This is a genomic window from Streptomyces yangpuensis (genome assembly GCF_024666385.1).
GTDB classification, from domain to species: domain Bacteria; phylum Actinomycetota; class Actinomycetes; order Streptomycetales; family Streptomycetaceae; genus Streptomyces; species Streptomyces yangpuensis.
In genome coordinates this window covers 6,987,043-7,001,677 of record NZ_CP102514.1, presented here as the reverse complement: position 1 = coordinate 7,001,677, position 14,635 = coordinate 6,987,043, and the positions used below count along the sequence as shown (strand labels likewise).

Sequence of the window (14,635 nt, the reverse complement as noted above, 5' to 3'; positions counted from 1 at the left end):
GGGGCCGCGGCCCGAGCTCATCGATGCTGCCGCCGCTTACGTGCGTCCACATTAATTGCAGACGCGGGATATTTGCAAACGCTGGCTATTGCGGGCGTGGCATATCCTGGTGGTGGTCACACGCCGCGCGGCGCCATGCCGCGACGCTTCGACGGAGGAGCCCATGACGGCCACGGACAGCGCGCTCACCGCCCTCTCCCAGGGCTGGTGCGCCCTCTCGCTCCTGCACGGCCGGATCGAGGCCCACATCGAACGGGCCCTGCAGGCCGGGCACGGCCTCAGCGTGCGCGAGTACTCCCTGCTCGACGTTCTGAGCCGCCAGCACGACGGGCCGGGCGGGCACCTGCGGATGCACCAGGTCGCCGACTCGGTGGTGCTGAGCCAGAGCGCGACGACCCGGCTCGTCAGCCGGCTGGAGGACCGCGGCCTGCTCAACCGCTACATCTGCGACACCGACCGGCGCGGCATCTACACCGACGTGAGCGAGGCCGGCCTGGCCCTGCTGGGCGCCGCCCGCCCCACCAACGACGCCGCCCTGCGCGAGGCCCTCGACGAGGCCGCGGGCAATCCGGAACTGGCTCCCCTGGTCGTGGCCGTGGAGAACCTGCGCAGGCCCTGAGCCCCAGGGGCGGCGCCGTGCGGACCGGTCGGACCCGGTCCGCACGACGGCGTCCGCTACCGGCCGGTGGGCGGCGGGGACGACATGACCGCCGCGCCCGGGGTGACGGACGAACTGCGTGACGGCGTCACCGATCCCGGCCGCGAGGGAGAGGCCTGCGCCGACGGGCTCGCCGACCGGTTGGGCGTCGGAAACCCGGACGGGCTCGACGACGGATCCACGCTCGGGGTCGGGCCGGGCCGCCCCGGCGAGGGCGACGGCGGTGAGCCGGTGGCCGGGCCCGGGGCCGTGACCTGCGGCGGAGTGGCGGGCAGCTGGGGACCGGGCTCCGCGTCCGCGGCGAACAGCAGGTATCCGATCCCGGCGGCCGTGGCCGCCACCAGACCGGCGAGGGGCAGCGCGAACCGCCGCAGCCTCTCCACCGGCCGCCGTCCGGCCCGTGCTCCCGGCGGGCTCGCCGGGCGCAGCCGGCGCACGTCGATGCTGTCGGCCCGCGCGTCGAGCGCCCGGCGCAGCCTGCGCTCCACGGGGCGCTCGCCCGGGTGGTCACCGAGGCGTTCGCCGTCGGGCGTCATATCCGTCCCTCCAGATTCCGTTCCAGCGCGTCCAGGCCGCGGCTCGCGTTGGACTTCACCGCTCCCCTGCTGATCCCCAGGGTGGCCGCGATCTCCGCCTCGCTGAGGTCGGCCCAGTAGCGCAGTACGAGGACCTGCCGGCGGCGGGGTGTGAGCCGGGCGAGTGCGGCGAGCACCTCGCGGTGCGCCTCGTCCAGGACCACGTGGTCCTCGGCGGACGGCAGGTCGACCGCGGGGGGCGGGGTCCAGGCGCGCATGGTGCGCCTGCGGCGCAGGACGGAGCGCGCGGTGTTGACGACCGAGGTGCGCAGGTAGCCGAGGGCGTTGTCGACCTCGGTGATCCGCTCCCCGTGGCGCCGGTACAGGGCGGTGAAGGCGTCCTGGACCACGTCCTCGGCGGTGGCCAGGTCGTCGACGAGCAGCACCGCCAGCCGGACCATGCCCAGCCGGTGCGCGTGGTACAGCTCGGTGACGGTGGGCGGCTGCGGGTCGTCGCCGTCCGGGTGGCCGGGGGCGTGCGGGGTCCCGTACGAGGAGGCGTACGCCGGACCGTACGGCCGCGGCGACACCCGCGGGGCGGCGGAACGTTCGCGGCGCAGCAACGACCACAGGCCCCGCCACGCCCGGACGGGACCGGGCGTGAGGGGGCCGACAGGTGAAGCGAGGTGGAGCACGGGGTTCCTCAGCTGTTCGCGCGGCGCCGCACGGCGTAGAGGGCTCCGGCGCCGGCCAGGATCAGACCGGTGGCCCCCGCCCCCATCGCGACGGTCGTCGCCGAGGAGCCAGTATGCGCGAGCTCGGCCGCTTCGCCCGCGGCGGGTGCCGCGGCGGGCGACGAGGGCGACGCGCTGGGCGCGGTACCGCCGCCCGCGCTGCTCGGGGAGGCGCTGGGGGCGGCGCTGGGGGACGCGCTGTGCGTGTCCTTGCCGGTCGGCGGGGTGCTGACCGAAGCGGAGGGCCGGGGGCCGCCCTGGCTGGGGGAGACGCTCGCCGGGACGCTGACCGACGGGGAGGGGGCGGCCGGGCCGCCGCCCGCGGCGTGGGCCGGGCCGGCCAGGGCGACGGCCGCCCCGGCGGCGGCAGCGGCAGCGGCCGTGCGGCGGACGGCCAGGGGGACACGCTTCAGGTTCTTCACGGTGGTTCTCCACGGTCGGGTCGGGGCGCGGGACTGCGCCCCTTCACCCCCGCACGACGCGCGACCCCGCGGGAGGTTGCCGCGGTTCCCGAAGAATTTTCCGCCCGCCGGTGCGTTGTCCGCGGACAACCGGTGTTGTCCGCCTTCTCCGCACGGGCGGGCCTGCGGCTGCCGTTCGCCCCCGGTCCGGACAATGCCTCCCCCGGACAGAGTGGTGACCGCTTCAGGAGGCCCCGCCTCCGCCGCCCGGCCGGTGCTCGACCGGCCTCGGGCGTTCGAAATCCACTCATCGGGAGCCACGTTGACCGGCATGAACAGCATGAAGACCGGCGGTCGCCTCGCCGGCCGCGCACTGGCGACACTCGCCCTCGGACTGTCCGCGGTCGCGATCGCGGCCGCCCCGGCACCGGCCGCAGCGGGCGGCGACAGCAGCGCCCTGGGGTGCACGCCCTGGCGGGAGTGGCGCGGCGAGGGCGGCGGCAGCGGCGAGATCTGCGACGGCGCGCGGGCCACCGGGAACATCTACGACGCGAAGGCCGACGGCCGGTGCCCGTTCATCAAGTTCTACTACGCGAAGGGCGGCCACAAGTCCAGCCCGAGCGTCGGCCCGGCCGGCACCATCATGCGGATCGACGTCTCGGCGGACCCCGGCAAGTACTTCAACGGGGACGCGTCGGTGGAGTGGCGCAGCTGCTGACCTCCGGCGCCGGCGGGGCAGGGGGTGTCGCGCCCCCTCCCCCGCCGGCGCGTACCGGTCAGGGCCTGCGGCGCGCGTAGCAGAACAGATGTTCCTCGGGGCCCGCCAGGTCGTCCGCGGGCCGGAACGTCGCGGTGTGGTGGTGCAGTACCTCCAGGCCCCGGTCGGCGAGCCGGGCCAGGTGGTCATCCGTGGAGAGGCTGCTGACCGTGACCGCGTGCCCCATCCACTCGATGTCCAGGCCCCGGATGTCCCCGGGCACCGTGGCCATCACGAAGTACCCGCCGGGTGCCGTCCAGGAGGCCATCCGGTCGAGTGCCGCGGCGACCTCCGGCTGGTCCATGACCAGCAGCGGGAAGAAGGAGCACACGGCGTCGAAGCCGCCGGGCGGGGGCGTGTAGGTGCGCACGTCGGCCTGTTCGAAGCGGGCGCCCGGGACCCGGGCGCGGGCCAGGGCGACCATGGCCGCCGAGACGTCGATGCCGGTCACGTCGCAGCCGGCCCGGACCAGGGTCTCGGCGGTGGGCCGTCCGGTGCCGCTGCCCACGTCCAGGACGCGGGCTCCGGCGGGCAGCCGGGCGGTGAGCCAGTCGAGGGCCTCGATCTGGCCGGGCACCTGCCCGAACACCTCCTCGTAGCGCTCCCCCAGCGCGTCGAACACCTCTGCCGCTGACTTGCGTCGGCTCATCGGGCCTCCCCCGTCGTCGTCGGAGGAACCACCGTACAAGCGCGGTCAGCCGGAGGCGGGGACGAGGACGACGGCCGTCCCGTAGGCGCACACCTCGGTCCCGACGTCGGCGGCGTCGGTGACGTCGAACCGCATCATCAGCACGGCGTTCGCGCCGCGCGCCTTCGCCTGCTCGACGAGCCGGTCCATGGCCTGGTTGCGGGTCTGGACCAGGGTCTTGGTGAGGCCCCTCAGCTCTCCGCCGATCATCGACTTGAGCCCGGCGCCGATCTGGCTGCCCAGGTGGCGGGAGCGCACGGTGAGGCCGAAGACCTCGCCGATCACCCGCTCGACGCGGTAGCCGGGGACGTCGTTCGTCGTCACGACGAGGACGCCGCTCTCGTGCGCGCCGGCTCCACCGCCGTAGTCATCGATACCCATGGCACCCACTCTTGCCCCGCCCGCCCCCCACCGCATCCGGGAACCCCCGCATCCGGCTCATCCGGCCGGCCTGCCGCCGCGCAGGGGGCGGAGCCGCACTCCGGTGGACAGATTGGTTATATCGGGCTAAAAGCCGGTGGGGCAACGGGGTTGTGGGGTGCGGCCTCGTCATAGTCGTCCGTGGCAACCGCCCGTTGCCATTCCGCGCCGCGTGCCGCGGCCGGTCGGACGTCTTCACAGAGGAGTCGGCTCATGCTGATGCCCACCAGAACCATCCTCGCTCTCGCCACCGGAAGCCTGGTTCTCGGTCTGGTCGGGGTGGGCGCCGCCGTCGCGGACGAGGGCCCGCGGGAGATCGTCGTCGGCGAGGTGCCCGCGTCCGCGCAGCCCGGCCAGTACCCGTACGACAAGTACGCCACCGGCAAGGTCGTCTCCAAGGGCCCGCTGAAGGTCCGCAGCAAGCCGACCACCGACTCCCGCGCCATCGGCCACGTGCAGCCGAACAGCAAGGTCGAGATCGAGTGCAAGAAGTACGGCCAGAAGGTCGACGGGAACCGCATCTGGTACCGCCTGCACGAGGACCGCGAGGACTGGGAGAACGGTTCCGGCCGCGAGGACCGTGAGGACCGCCAGGACCCCGACCGCGCGAAGGCCTACGAGAAGGAGCGCTGGGTCTCCGCCCGCTACGTCAAGAACCTCTCCGAGGTGAAGTACTGCCGCTGACCCCTGGTCCGTCCACCGGGCGTACGATACGCGGTCCCACGCACCGCGCACCGTGCGCCCGGACCCGTTCCCGCAGTTCGCGGTCGGCCGTGACCACGACCACGGAGCAGCCGGCCGCGGCCCGGGCCGCGGCCAGCTCCACGATCAGGTCGTCACCGCTGCCGGGCGCCGCCTCGACCCGTACACCGGGCACGGAGGCGACGCCCCGGGCGGCGCCTTCGACGACCAGGATGATCTCCTCGTCGTCCTCCCGGCCGGCCTCCTGGAATCCCTCCCGGGAAGCCAGCCGGTCGCGGAGCCGTTCGGCCGCGCCGCGCCGGTCGCGCCACCAGCCGTCCGGCACCGACCCGACGACGTTCGCCGCGTCGACGATCAGGACGTTGCTCACACGGGCACTCTAGAAGTCGCCGTAGTTGACCTGCCAGGTGGGCAGGCCCATCCGGCGCCAGACCGCGACGACCCGGTCCCTGTCGTCGAGCGACACCCGCACCGCGTAGCGGTGGCGCACGTGCGCGTCGAACAGCTCGGCCTTGACCACGTCGTCGCGGCGCGTGTCACCCGCCGCGCGCATCCACAGCTCGTCGTACGGCACCCGGTACCGGCGCAGCCAGGCCTCGGTCTGCGGCCGGTACTCCTCGCTGCGGCCCGACAGCAGCACGATCGTGTCGCCGTCCGCGCGCCGGAAGACGTCCAGGGCGTGCCGTACGGGCTCGTTGAGCAGGTCGAGCTCGCAGCGCGTGAAGTCGTACGGACCCCGGTCGCCGGTCAGGGCGAGCGTGCCGTCGATGTCGCACATCACCGCCGTCGGCAGCGCCGGGTCGGGGACGTAGGCCGTCACGGGCGGTGCGGCCACCGCACCGGAGCCGTTCATCCACTCCGACGTCAGCCGCCAGCCGCCCTTGCGGGCGTTGCGGTGCTTCTCGGCCAGGATCCGGATGATCTCTCCGCCGACCTGGCGTTCGCGGGCGGCGTCCCGGCGCAGGCACTCCTCCAGCGGGACATCGGTGAAATCGTGCACGACGAAGGTCGCGAGGCCGCCGACCGCCGCCTTGAGCCGCTTCGGGATGTTCTTGGTCAGGTGCGTGTTGTCGACGACCACGTCGAAACCGCCGTCGACGGCCGCGCGGACGGCCGCGTCCTGGACGGCCAGCACGGTCTGCTCGTGGGCGAAGCTGCGGCCCCGCTCAGGGTCCGGCAGGTCGAGCATGGCCCGCAGGTCGTCGAGGTTGACGCGCCGCATACGGCCGCCGGCCTCGGCCTGGAGGGCGCGCGCGGCCGTCGTCTTGCCGGAGGCGGGCAGACCCGTCATGACGTGGACGACGGGCAGCCGGGCCTCCCGCTCCGCGGGGCGCTCGGGCCGGTCGGCCGCCGGCGCCGGGATCCGCGGCGCCGCCTCCGGCGCGCGGGTGGGCGCCGCGGCGGGCGTCGTCCGCTCCCGCGCGGGCACGGACGTCGGCGCGGTCCGGTTCTCCTCGGTCACGGTCCTGCTCTCCTCGTCGGCGATGTACGGGTCGGCGGCCTCCGGCCGCACCTGGCGCCAGGTCGTGAGCTCGGTCGACCGGCCGTCGAGCCGCATGAACATCGCGGGCCGCACGGTGCGGTCGGGCAGCTGCGCGACCGCCCGGGCGAAGGCTCCCCGGTCGGCGGTCAGGTGCGTGAGGCCCGCGTAGGCCTCGTCGATCGCGCGCTCGTGGCGGGCCGCCGCCTCCTCCAGGCCGGCGATGACCTCGCGCACCCAGTGGTCGAACTCGTCGGGCACCTGCTCCAGCAGGGCGTCCAGCGGCTTTCCGCCGGACGCCTCGATGTCGGCGACGGTGCAGTTCAGGCCCTGCGCGAGCTGCTTGGCGGGCAGGCCGGCGAAGCGCTGGACGCCGTGGCCGCGCCAGATGTCCCGCGCGGTCACACCGGTGAGCACCTTGTGGAGCCGTACGTATTCGGACAGCTTGGCCTTGGCGCGCACGCCCGAGGCGAAGCGCAGGACGAAGCCCTCGGCGTCCATGCCGCTCGCGGCGGAACCGCCGGGCAGGGTGTTGGACTCGGCCAGCGCGAGCAGTTCGTCGAGGGGCATGGCGGGCCACACCGTGACGACGGAACCGATGCCCTCCCAGTGGGGCGCGGCCTCGGCGAGCGGGACCTCGGTGCCGTCCGGGCCGAAGGCCGCGAGGAGCACGAGGTCGCGCCGGTCGCCGTAGTCGACGACGATGCGGTTCTGCGGGTACAGGATCTCCGCGAGGTAGGTGGTGCCCGGGTGCAGGGCCGAGGTGTCCGCGCCGTCGAGCCGGCGCTGTGCCCAGACGGCCTGGGCGCTGATGAAGGAGCCCTTGGAGGCGACCCGCCAGCGGCCCGCGTAGTGGAAGACGATCGCGAGGCTGCCGTCGACCTTGTCGTAGACCTCGAACGGCTCGTCGGGGAGGGCCGGGGCGTACGGCTGTCCCGACTCGTGCTCGCCGACGTTGAAGAACTTCGGCAGCGGCAGGGCGACGATCGCGCCGGTCTCGTCGTCGGCGACGAGTCCGCGGCAGCGCGTGGTGACCTGGTTCCAGACGCGCTCGTACTGGGCCGTCCGCGTGTACGTGTAGATGGACAGCGGCAGCTCCGGGTGCGACTTGCGGGTCACGTACCCGGCGTCGATCGAGTCAGCCAGCGCCTGTGCGGGCAGCAGGTCATGCAGAGTCAGGGTCTCCTGGCTCATGGGGTCCTCCCGGTTTGAGATGGCTCATTCTCGCCTGCGGGAGGGTGTGCTCGGTAGTCAATTCTTCCTGGTCGGGGCACCTCCCAGGCGGTTGATGTCCGCGGGCCGCAGGATGTGGCCGGGGACCTCGGTGCCGGGAGTGGCGACGGCGATCATGGCGCGGCCGAAGGCCTCGGAGGTGATGACGAGGTCCGGCGCGAACCGCCGCAGCAGCGGGACCAGCGGTGCGGTGACTGCGTAGAGGACGCGGTAGAGCCGGGTCCTGGAGGGGACGCCGCGCACCGGCTGGACGATGCCGGGACGGAACATGTAGGCGCGGAAGGGGAGTTCCAGCAGATCGTTCTCGGTCCGCCCCTTGACGCGGGCCCACATGGAACGGCCCCGTCCGGTGCTGTCCGTGCCCTGCCCGGAGACGTACACGAAGGTCATGCCGGGGTTGGCGGCGGCGAGCGGCCGGGCCACGGCGAGGGTCAGGTCGTGGGTGACGTGCCGGTAGTCCTCCTCCGTCATGCCGACGGAGGAGACGCCCAGGCAGAAGAAGCAGGCGTCGTACGCGGCCGGGTCGACCCCGGCGGCGGCCAGGTCGGAGGGGTCGTCCTGCACCCGCTCGCGCAGTTTGGGGTGGGTGACGCCGAGCGGTGACCGGCCGACGGCCAGGACTCCGGTGACCGAGTCGTCACGCAGGCACTCGCGCAGGACGGCCCGGCCGAGCATCCCGGTCGCGCCGAAGAGGATGACGTTCACCCGTGGAAGCGTAGAGCGTGCCGGGGTCCGGCGCGCGGGGGCGGCGGGCTCGGCGGGGCCCACCGGGGCTCGGCGGTGGCGGTCAATGGGAGACGCAGAGCTCGTTGCCCTGCGGGTCGGCGAGGGTGGTCCACGTGCTGGGGCCCTGGCGGCCCTCGTGGAGGTGCTTCGCCCCCTTGGCGACGAGGCGCTCGACCAGTTCCTTCGGGTCGTCGTCACCGGTGCGCACGTCCAGGTGCACCCGGTTCTTGACGGTCTTGGCCTCGGGGACGAGCTGGAAGAGGATGCGCGGAGCGCCTTCCAGGCCGTCGGGGTGGCGGATCGCCGCGCCCGCCTTCCAGACAAGGGTGCCGCGGTGGGTGGTGGTGTCGTCGTCGGTCGCGTGCCCGGCGGCGATCAGGCCGCGGATGAACTGCTCGTCGCTGGGTTCCACTTCCCAGCCGAGGGCGTCGGCCCACCAGTCGGCGAGGGGGTGCGGGTCGGGCGAGTCGATGGTCACCTGGAACGTGTAGGCCATGCCGGGACCCTACTGACCGGGCGTCGGCTCCGCCACAGGAAGGCGCCGTCACCGCGGCGGGCTCTCCCGGCGGGCCGGGTGCCGGGCGGCCACGAGGGAGGTGGCCAGTACGGCGACGGTGAACAGCCAGGCGGCCACGGCGATCCAGAGCAGGATCTCCCCCAGCGGCATCAGCCAGGCGATGCCGGCCGGACCCGCGACGGAGAGGCAGGCGGTGGCCGTCATGCCGAGGGGGAAGACGGTGGCCCACCGCCGGATGTCGTAGCGCGGCCGGGGGTGGCGCAGTTCGGCGGTGAGGAGGACGGCGTACCAGGCGAGGGACAGGGCGAGCGTGACGAGGGTGACGGTACGCAGGGCCATGTGCGCCGAACCCGACCACAGGGGTGACGCCGTGAGCTTGGAGCCGGCCAGGGCGGAGATGGAGAGTGCCCCGCCGGCCACCCAGTGGTCGCCCGCGCCGCCGGCCACCTCTCGCAGGTCGAACCTGACGAGCGCGGCGACATACAGCAGCAGGCCGAGGCAGAAGGCGGCCAGCGCCGCCCGGTCCAGCCAGGCCGGCCCGCCGGCGGCGGCGAGGACCGCCGCGAGGACGGCGAGCCCCTGCGTGGCCACGCAGCCGAGGAAGGCACCTCCGGGCATGCGACTGCGCCAGTGCGCGACGACGTTGAACAGCAGGCCCGGCCAGAGCAGCGCGGCCAGCGCGAGCAGGGCGGCGGCCACGGTCTGCGGGCCGAGCAGGGAGATGCCGGTGCCGATGACGGTGGTGGCGGCGACGGCCGTCAGGGCGGCCGGGGTGTCGGCCTCGGCATGGAACCGCCCGCGGTCGCCCACCAGCCGGGCCGTGAAGTCGAAGGCGAGGGCCAGCCACAGGGCGACGGCGATGACCAGGGCGATCAGCGACGACGTCGCGTGGCCCGTCAGGTGCAGCGCGACGGAGATGATGCCCGTGGCCATGACGGCGGCTCCCGCCGCCGGCGGGAGCCCGGCCCACCAGCCCGCGCCGGGGAGGATGCTCACCTCTCCAGCGGACCCCACGGGCCGGCGGACCGCCAGCGGGCTCGTCCGACCGGGCAGCGCCGCCGTTTCCGCGGGCGGTTGGCCGGAACTCGCGCTTGTCACGCCTGTTAGGTCTACCTAACCTTTGGCTCGCTCGGACTCGATCACGTTCGCTCGCGTCCGGCACCACTTCGGGACCCGTCCCCCACCGAAGGAGCCTCCCCCCATGAACGCACGACTCGACCACGCCCAGCCCTACGCCGTCGGCCTGTTCCGCATCGTCACGGGCCTGCTCTTCGCCTCGCACGGGGCGGCCTCCCTCTTCGGCGTCCTCGGTGGCGCCCACGGCGGCGGCACCGTCGCGGCCGGCACCTGGCCCGGCTGGTACGCGGCCGCCATCCAGCTGGTGGCCGGCGGCCTGGTCCTCCTGGGTCTGGGCACCCGGGCGGCCGCCTTCCTCGCCTCCGGTTCCATGGCGTACGCGTACTTCACGGTGCATCAGCCCGATGCGCTCTGGCCGCTGCAGAACGGCGGCGAGGCCTCCGCGATGTTCTGCTGGGCCTTCCTGCTGCTGGTGTTCACCGGGCCCGGCGCGCTGGCGCTGGACTCGCTGTTCACCTCGCGCACTCCGGCCTCCCCCGGGCGCCGGGACGACGCCCGCCCGGAGACCGTGACCGCCTGAGAAATCCCTCCTCCGCCGGGTGGACGGCCGCTAGCCTGGGCCGATGGACGACATCGACGGGGTGGAGATCGTCGGCTTCCCGGACGCCGCGGCGTTCGAGAGCTGGCTCGCCGAGCACCACACACGCCAGGAGGGCGTGTGGATCAGGCTCGCGAAGAAGAAGTCCGGCATTCCGTCGGTCACCGCTGACGAGCTCGTCGACGTCGGGCTCTGCTACGGCTGGATCTCCGGGCAGCGGCGTTCCCTCGACGAGCTCCACTACCTGCAGAAGTACGTGCCCCGGCGGCCCCGGAGTCTGTGGTCGCAGGTGAATGTGGACAAGGTCGCGGAGCTGACCGCGGCGGGCCGGATGCGCGAGCCCGGACTCGCGGAGGTCCGCCGGGCGCAGGCCGACGGCCGCTGGGTCGGCGCCTACGCCTCGCAGCGGACCGCGGGGGTGCCGGAGGATCTCGCGGCGGCGCTCGCGGCGCGCCCCGAGGCCCGCGCGGCCTTCGAGTCGCTGGACCGGACCGGGCGCTACCTGGTGGCCCTGCCGCTGCTCCAGGCGCTCACGCCGGAGACCAGGCGGGCCCGGCTGGACCGGGCCGTACGGCTGCTGGCGGGCGACTCCCCGCAGTGATCCGGGCGCGGCACCGCTGATCCGCGCTGATCGGCCGGACCTGGAAGAAGGCGTCGGGCCCGGCCTCCCCGCGAGGGGAGGCCGGGCCCGACGGAATGCGGACCGCGGCGGGTCAGGATTCCTGGTTGCGCGCCTTCTCGGCCCGCTCCGCGTTCCGCTCCTTGATCCGCACCGCTTCCTTGCGGACCTCGGCCTGGGTGGCCCGCTCCCGCTGGAGCCACTCGGGGGACTCCTGCTTCAGCGCTTCGATCTGTTCGGTGGTGAGGGGCTCGGTGACCCCGCCGCGCGCGAGGCCGGCGATGGAGACGCCCAGCTTGGAGGCGACCACCGGGCGGGGGTGGGGACCGTTGCGGCGCAGCTCCTGGAGCCACTGGGGCGGGTCGGCCTGGAGCGCACTCAATTCACTGCGCGAGACGACACCCTCCTGGAACTCTGCGGGGGTGGCCTCGAGGTACACGCCCAGCTTCTTCGCCGCGGTCGCGGGCTTCATCGTCTGGGTGTTCTGGTGCGACGTCATGAGGTCAAGGGTATCGAGCGTGTGCACGGGTTCCGACCACGCCCGGTAACCTTGCGGGGTGACAGGCTCGGAAGTACCCCAAGCGTTCCGGCTCGCCTATGTTCCCGGCGTGACCCCAGCCAAGTGGGTGCGGATCTGGAACGAGCGGCTGCCCGACGTCCCGCTGACCCTCGCCCAGGTCTCCTCCGCCGAGGTGTTCGGCGTCCTGCGCGCCGGTGACGCCGACGCGGGTTTCGTCCGGCTCCCGGTCGACCGTACGGACCTCAGCGCGATCCCCCTCTACACCGAGACCACGGTCGTCGTCGTCCCCAAGGACCACGTCGTGGCGGCCGCGGAGGAGATCACCACCGAGGACCTCGCCGACGAGGTCGTGTGGCAGCCCCTCGACGACACCCTCGACTGGGAGAAGCTGCCGGGACAGCCCGCGATCGAGCGGCCCGCCACGACGGCGGACGCGATCGAGCTGGTGGCGGCGGGCGTCGGCGTACTCGTCGTGCCCCAGTCCCTGGCCCGTCTGCACCACCGCAGGGACCTCACCTACCGGACGGTCACGGACGCTCCTACGTCGCGGGTCGCGCTGTCGTGGCCGCAGGCGGAGCCGACGCCCGATCTGGTGGAGGAGTTCATCGGGATCGTCCGCGGCCGGACCGTGAACAGCACGCGGGGCCGTCAGCCCACCCCCGCGCAGCCGAAGGCGAAGCGGGGGCGCCCCGAGGCGGGCGCCGGCAAGGGCGGCGCCGCCGGTGCGCGGCGCGGGACCGGGACCGGTGGCGGGGCCGGAAAGTCCGCCTCCGGGAAGTCCGGGGGGAAGAACCAGCGCGGCGGCGGCGGAGCCAAGGGCACCGGCGGAGCCAGGAGCGGCAAGCCCCGCCGACGCCCGTAGCCCCGCGAAGCGGCGGTCCCGGGCCGGCGGGCCGGGCCCCATGGGGGCCGGGCCGCGCCGGGGCGGCTCGTCGGCCCGTGGCGCCGGGCTGAACCGTCGGGGGACCGGACGGTCCGCCGACGGCCTGGCCTCGGGGATCCCGATCGTCTCCCGGTGTATGCAGGAGGGATGGATCTCCGGCCGCCCCTCACGCGTCCCCACCGGTCCCGGCAGGCGAGCCACGCGCAGCTGGTGGCCCCGTTCGTGCTCATCGCCGTCGTGACGGTGGTCGACGTCCTGGCCCCGCCCGAGGTGCACCTGGGGCCGTTCCTGGCCGCCGCACCGGCCATGACGGCCTCGTTCGCGGGACCGCGGATGACGGCCTTCGTGGGTCTGGTGGCCGTCTTGGCCCAGGTGGTGGTCTCCACGGCGCGCACCAGCCTGACCGATCTGAACCACACCTTCCAGATCATCGCGCTCATCATGATCTCGGTCTTCGTGACCTTCTTCGCCCACCTGCGGGAAGTGCACGAGAAGGAGATGGTGCAGCTGCGCACGGTGGCGGAGACCGCCCAGCAGGTGGTCCTGCGGCCGCTGCACGACCGGATCGGCCCGCTGGGCGTCGCCTCGGTGTACCTGGCCGCGGCGGCGGAGGCCCAGATCGGCGGCGACCTGTACGCGGCCGCCCGTACGGACACCGGGACGCGGCTGATCATCGGCGACGTCCGCGGGAAGGGCCTGGCGGCGGTGGGGGACGCGGCGCTGGTCCTCGGCGCCTTCCGGGCCTCCGCCCACCAGGAGACCGAGCTGACCGGACTGGTGGACTATCTGGAGGCGGCGGTCTCCGCGGACCTGGACGGCGGGGACCAAGGCGGTGAGAGCTTCGTGACCGCGGCCGTCCTGGAGATCCCCGACGACGAACCGGTGCTGCGCCTGGTCAGCTGCGGGCATCCGCCGCCGCTGGTCCTGCGCGGCTCCGGCGGGGCCGTGAGCCTCGATGTGGCCCGGCCCGCGCCGCCGCTGGGCCTCGCCGGGCTGGTGACGTCGACGGTCACCGCCCAGACCTTCCCCTTCGGGCCGGGCGACGTCCTGCTCCTGTACACGGACGGTGTTCTGGAGGCGCGCGACCGGGCGGGCACCTTCTACCCCCTCACGGAACGGGTCGCCGCGTGGGGCGGCATGCCACCGCAGGCACTGCTGGACCACCTGTGCGGCGATCTGCTCGCGCATGCGGCCGGGAACACCCTGGACGACGACGCCGCGATGGTCGCGGTCCGGCGGCCCGCGCCGCGCTGATCCGCTCCCGGCCGTGGGCTGCCGTCCGGGGTTTGCCAGAATCGGATCATGCTGACCCTCGGGACGATCGTCATGGGCGCCGCGGACGTGCGGCGGGCCGCGGAATTCTGGTCCGGGGCGCTGGGCTACGTGCCCCGCGACGGCGAGGTGGACGAGGGCTGGACGGTCCTCGTCCCGGCCGACGGCCGCGGGCCCGGGCTGGCGCTCGGGCGCAGCACCACGCCGGTTCAGGAGCGCCCCCGAGTCCACCTCGACCTCTACGCGGCGGACGCGGCCGAGCAGGCGGCGGAGGTGGCCCGGCTGGTGGCGCTGGGGGCCCGGCACGTCGACTGGGACTCCTACCCGGAGGACCCGGACTTCGTGGTCCTGGCGGACCCGGAGGGCAACCGCTTCTGCGTGATCGACGCCACCCACGGCTGACGCCCCTGGCCCCGCCCCCGCGACCCAGCACCCCCAGCACCCCTTCCCCAGGGACCTGTTGCCCCTCGGCAGGCCCGACAGGGCCTACCGGGGTTCCAGGGCGGCCTGGCGGCAGGCGCCGGCGGCGGCGCCGCCGGGAACTCCGGCTTCGGTGAGGCCGTCCACGCAGCCCTGGAGGTCCCCGACCACACCGCGACCGCAGGCCGCCGTGACGGCGTCGGTGGTTTCCGTTCCGGCCTGGGCGGCCATCTGCGTGCAGGCGGGAATGTCCGCCGTGGCGGTCGGAGCCGCGGCGCCGATGCCGCCGAGCGTCAGGATCAGGCCGGTGAGCACCCCGGCGGTTCGGATGGACCTTCGCATGGAACACACCTCGCCCGCGGTCGGTTTCCCCCCTCCACCGTACGACCGGCACCCCCGCCCCACACCGCGAGCG

20 protein-coding genes are annotated in these 14,635 nt (G+C 74.1%); 8 read left to right on the top strand and 12 right to left on the bottom strand.

Features of this window, described 5'->3' with window-relative positions:
* Nucleotides 1-163 precede the first annotated feature (163 nt).
* Nucleotides 164-619, top strand: coding sequence for a MarR family winged helix-turn-helix transcriptional regulator (locus NRK68_RS31765; protein ID WP_183064622.1), 456 nt, complete (start codon nucleotides 164-166; stop codon nucleotides 617-619).
* A 56-nt stretch (nucleotides 620-675) separates the two neighbouring features.
* On the opposite strand, the gene NRK68_RS31760 is transcribed toward NRK68_RS31765, so the two are convergent.
* The 3 genes from NRK68_RS31760 to NRK68_RS31750 are packed head-to-tail and all read right to left on the bottom strand — an operon-like array spanning nucleotide 676 to nucleotide 2,329.
* Nucleotides 676-1,194 carry a hypothetical protein gene (locus NRK68_RS31760; RefSeq protein ID WP_257857472.1) on the bottom strand — a complete coding sequence of 173 codons (519 nt, stop codon included), beginning with the start codon at nucleotides 1,192-1,194 and terminating at the stop codon, nucleotides 676-678.
* The gene (locus tag NRK68_RS31755) at nucleotides 1,191-1,868 is read right to left on the bottom strand and encodes an RNA polymerase sigma factor (RefSeq protein ID WP_257857471.1); all 678 of its coding nucleotides are present in this window, start codon (nucleotides 1,866-1,868) and stop codon (nucleotides 1,191-1,193) included. Before NRK68_RS31755 ends, NRK68_RS31760 begins: the two co-directional genes overlap by 4 nt.
* Before the next feature lie 8 nt (nucleotides 1,869-1,876).
* Nucleotides 1,877-2,329, bottom strand: coding sequence for an LPXTG cell wall anchor domain-containing protein (locus NRK68_RS31750; RefSeq protein WP_257857470.1), 453 nt, complete (start codon nucleotides 2,327-2,329; stop codon nucleotides 1,877-1,879).
* Nucleotides 2,330-2,639: 310 nt separating this feature from the next.
* Here NRK68_RS31750 and NRK68_RS31745 point away from each other — a divergent pair, with 310 nt between their 5' ends.
* Nucleotides 2,640-3,026 (top strand): hypothetical protein, encoded by a 387-nt coding sequence (locus tag NRK68_RS31745; protein WP_183064619.1) that lies wholly within the window; start codon nucleotides 2,640-2,642, stop codon nucleotides 3,024-3,026.
* A gap of 58 nt (nucleotides 3,027-3,084) precedes the next feature.
* Here NRK68_RS31745 and NRK68_RS31740 read toward each other — a convergent pair whose 3' ends face one another.
* Together NRK68_RS31740 and NRK68_RS31735 are read right to left on the bottom strand one after the other, a co-directional pair.
* Entirely contained in the window at nucleotides 3,085-3,714 is a 630-nt protein-coding gene (locus tag NRK68_RS31740; protein WP_183064618.1) for a class I SAM-dependent methyltransferase, read from the bottom strand.
* A gap of 45 nt (nucleotides 3,715-3,759) precedes the next feature.
* Nucleotides 3,760-4,134, bottom strand: coding sequence for a YbjQ family protein (locus NRK68_RS31735; RefSeq protein WP_183064617.1), 375 nt, complete (start codon nucleotides 4,132-4,134; stop codon nucleotides 3,760-3,762).
* A 258-nt stretch (nucleotides 4,135-4,392) separates the two neighbouring features.
* Here NRK68_RS31735 and NRK68_RS31730 point away from each other — a divergent pair, with 258 nt between their 5' ends.
* On the top strand, nucleotides 4,393-4,857 hold the full coding sequence (locus NRK68_RS31730) for an SH3 domain-containing protein (RefSeq protein ID WP_183064616.1): 465 nt from the start codon (nucleotides 4,393-4,395) through the stop codon (nucleotides 4,855-4,857).
* Here NRK68_RS31730 and NRK68_RS31725 read toward each other — a convergent pair.
* From NRK68_RS31725 to NRK68_RS31705, 5 genes are all read right to left on the bottom strand, one after another.
* A complete protein-coding gene (locus NRK68_RS31725; RefSeq protein WP_183064615.1) occupies nucleotides 4,823-5,245 on the bottom strand; it encodes an NYN domain-containing protein in 423 nt (140 codons plus the stop codon). The two genes, NRK68_RS31730 and NRK68_RS31725, sit on opposite strands and share 35 nt — an antisense overlap.
* A 9-nt stretch (nucleotides 5,246-5,254) precedes the next feature.
* Nucleotides 5,255-7,549 (bottom strand): phosphatase domain-containing protein, encoded by a 2,295-nt coding sequence (locus NRK68_RS31720; protein ID WP_257857469.1) that lies wholly within the window; start codon nucleotides 7,547-7,549, stop codon nucleotides 5,255-5,257.
* A gap of 57 nt (nucleotides 7,550-7,606) precedes the next feature.
* Nucleotides 7,607-8,293 (bottom strand): Rossmann-fold NAD(P)-binding domain-containing protein, encoded by a 687-nt coding sequence (locus tag NRK68_RS31715; RefSeq protein ID WP_183064614.1) that lies wholly within the window; start codon nucleotides 8,291-8,293, stop codon nucleotides 7,607-7,609.
* Between the two features lie 82 nt (nucleotides 8,294-8,375).
* A complete protein-coding gene (locus tag NRK68_RS31710) occupies nucleotides 8,376-8,810 on the bottom strand; it encodes a VOC family protein (RefSeq protein WP_046775851.1) in 435 nt (144 codons plus the stop codon).
* A 48-nt stretch (nucleotides 8,811-8,858) separates the two neighbouring features.
* Nucleotides 8,859-9,827: a tellurite resistance/C4-dicarboxylate transporter family protein gene (locus tag NRK68_RS31705; protein WP_257857468.1), complete on the bottom strand. Its 969-nt coding sequence runs from the start codon at nucleotides 9,825-9,827 to the stop codon at nucleotides 8,859-8,861.
* A gap of 205 nt (nucleotides 9,828-10,032) precedes the next feature.
* On the opposite strand from NRK68_RS31705, the gene NRK68_RS31700 reads away from it, so the two are divergent.
* Together NRK68_RS31700 and NRK68_RS31695 are read left to right on the top strand one after the other, a co-directional pair.
* Entirely contained in the window at nucleotides 10,033-10,488 is a 456-nt protein-coding gene (locus tag NRK68_RS31700) for a DoxX family protein (RefSeq protein ID WP_183064613.1), read from the top strand.
* Between the two features lie 43 nt (nucleotides 10,489-10,531).
* Nucleotides 10,532-11,107 carry a YdeI/OmpD-associated family protein gene (locus tag NRK68_RS31695; protein WP_183064612.1) on the top strand — a complete coding sequence of 192 codons (576 nt, stop codon included), beginning with the start codon at nucleotides 10,532-10,534 and terminating at the stop codon, nucleotides 11,105-11,107.
* A 112-nt stretch (nucleotides 11,108-11,219) separates the two neighbouring features.
* Here the strand turns inward: NRK68_RS31695 and NRK68_RS31690 are convergent, their stop codons facing one another.
* A complete protein-coding gene (locus NRK68_RS31690) occupies nucleotides 11,220-11,624 on the bottom strand; it encodes a DUF5997 family protein (RefSeq protein ID WP_183064611.1) in 405 nt (134 codons plus the stop codon).
* A gap of 58 nt (nucleotides 11,625-11,682) precedes the next feature.
* Between NRK68_RS31690 and NRK68_RS31685 the strand changes: the two genes are divergently transcribed.
* The 3 genes from NRK68_RS31685 (at nucleotide 11,683) to NRK68_RS31675 (ending at nucleotide 14,202) form a co-directional block, all read left to right on the top strand.
* The gene (locus NRK68_RS31685; protein WP_257857467.1) at nucleotides 11,683-12,507 is read left to right on the top strand and encodes a LysR family transcriptional regulator substrate-binding protein; all 825 of its coding nucleotides are present in this window, start codon (nucleotides 11,683-11,685) and stop codon (nucleotides 12,505-12,507) included.
* Between the two features lie 168 nt (nucleotides 12,508-12,675).
* A complete protein-coding gene (locus tag NRK68_RS31680; RefSeq protein ID WP_183064609.1) occupies nucleotides 12,676-13,782 on the top strand; it encodes a PP2C family protein-serine/threonine phosphatase in 1,107 nt (368 codons plus the stop codon).
* A 48-nt stretch (nucleotides 13,783-13,830) separates the two neighbouring features.
* Nucleotides 13,831-14,202 carry a VOC family protein gene (locus NRK68_RS31675; protein WP_183064608.1) on the top strand — a complete coding sequence of 124 codons (372 nt, stop codon included), beginning with the start codon at nucleotides 13,831-13,833 and terminating at the stop codon, nucleotides 14,200-14,202.
* 84 nt (nucleotides 14,203-14,286) lie between these two features.
* Here NRK68_RS31675 and NRK68_RS31670 read toward each other — a convergent pair whose 3' ends face one another.
* Entirely contained in the window at nucleotides 14,287-14,562 is a 276-nt protein-coding gene (locus tag NRK68_RS31670) for a hypothetical protein (RefSeq protein ID WP_183064607.1), read from the bottom strand.
* Nucleotides 14,563-14,635 lie beyond the last annotated feature (73 nt).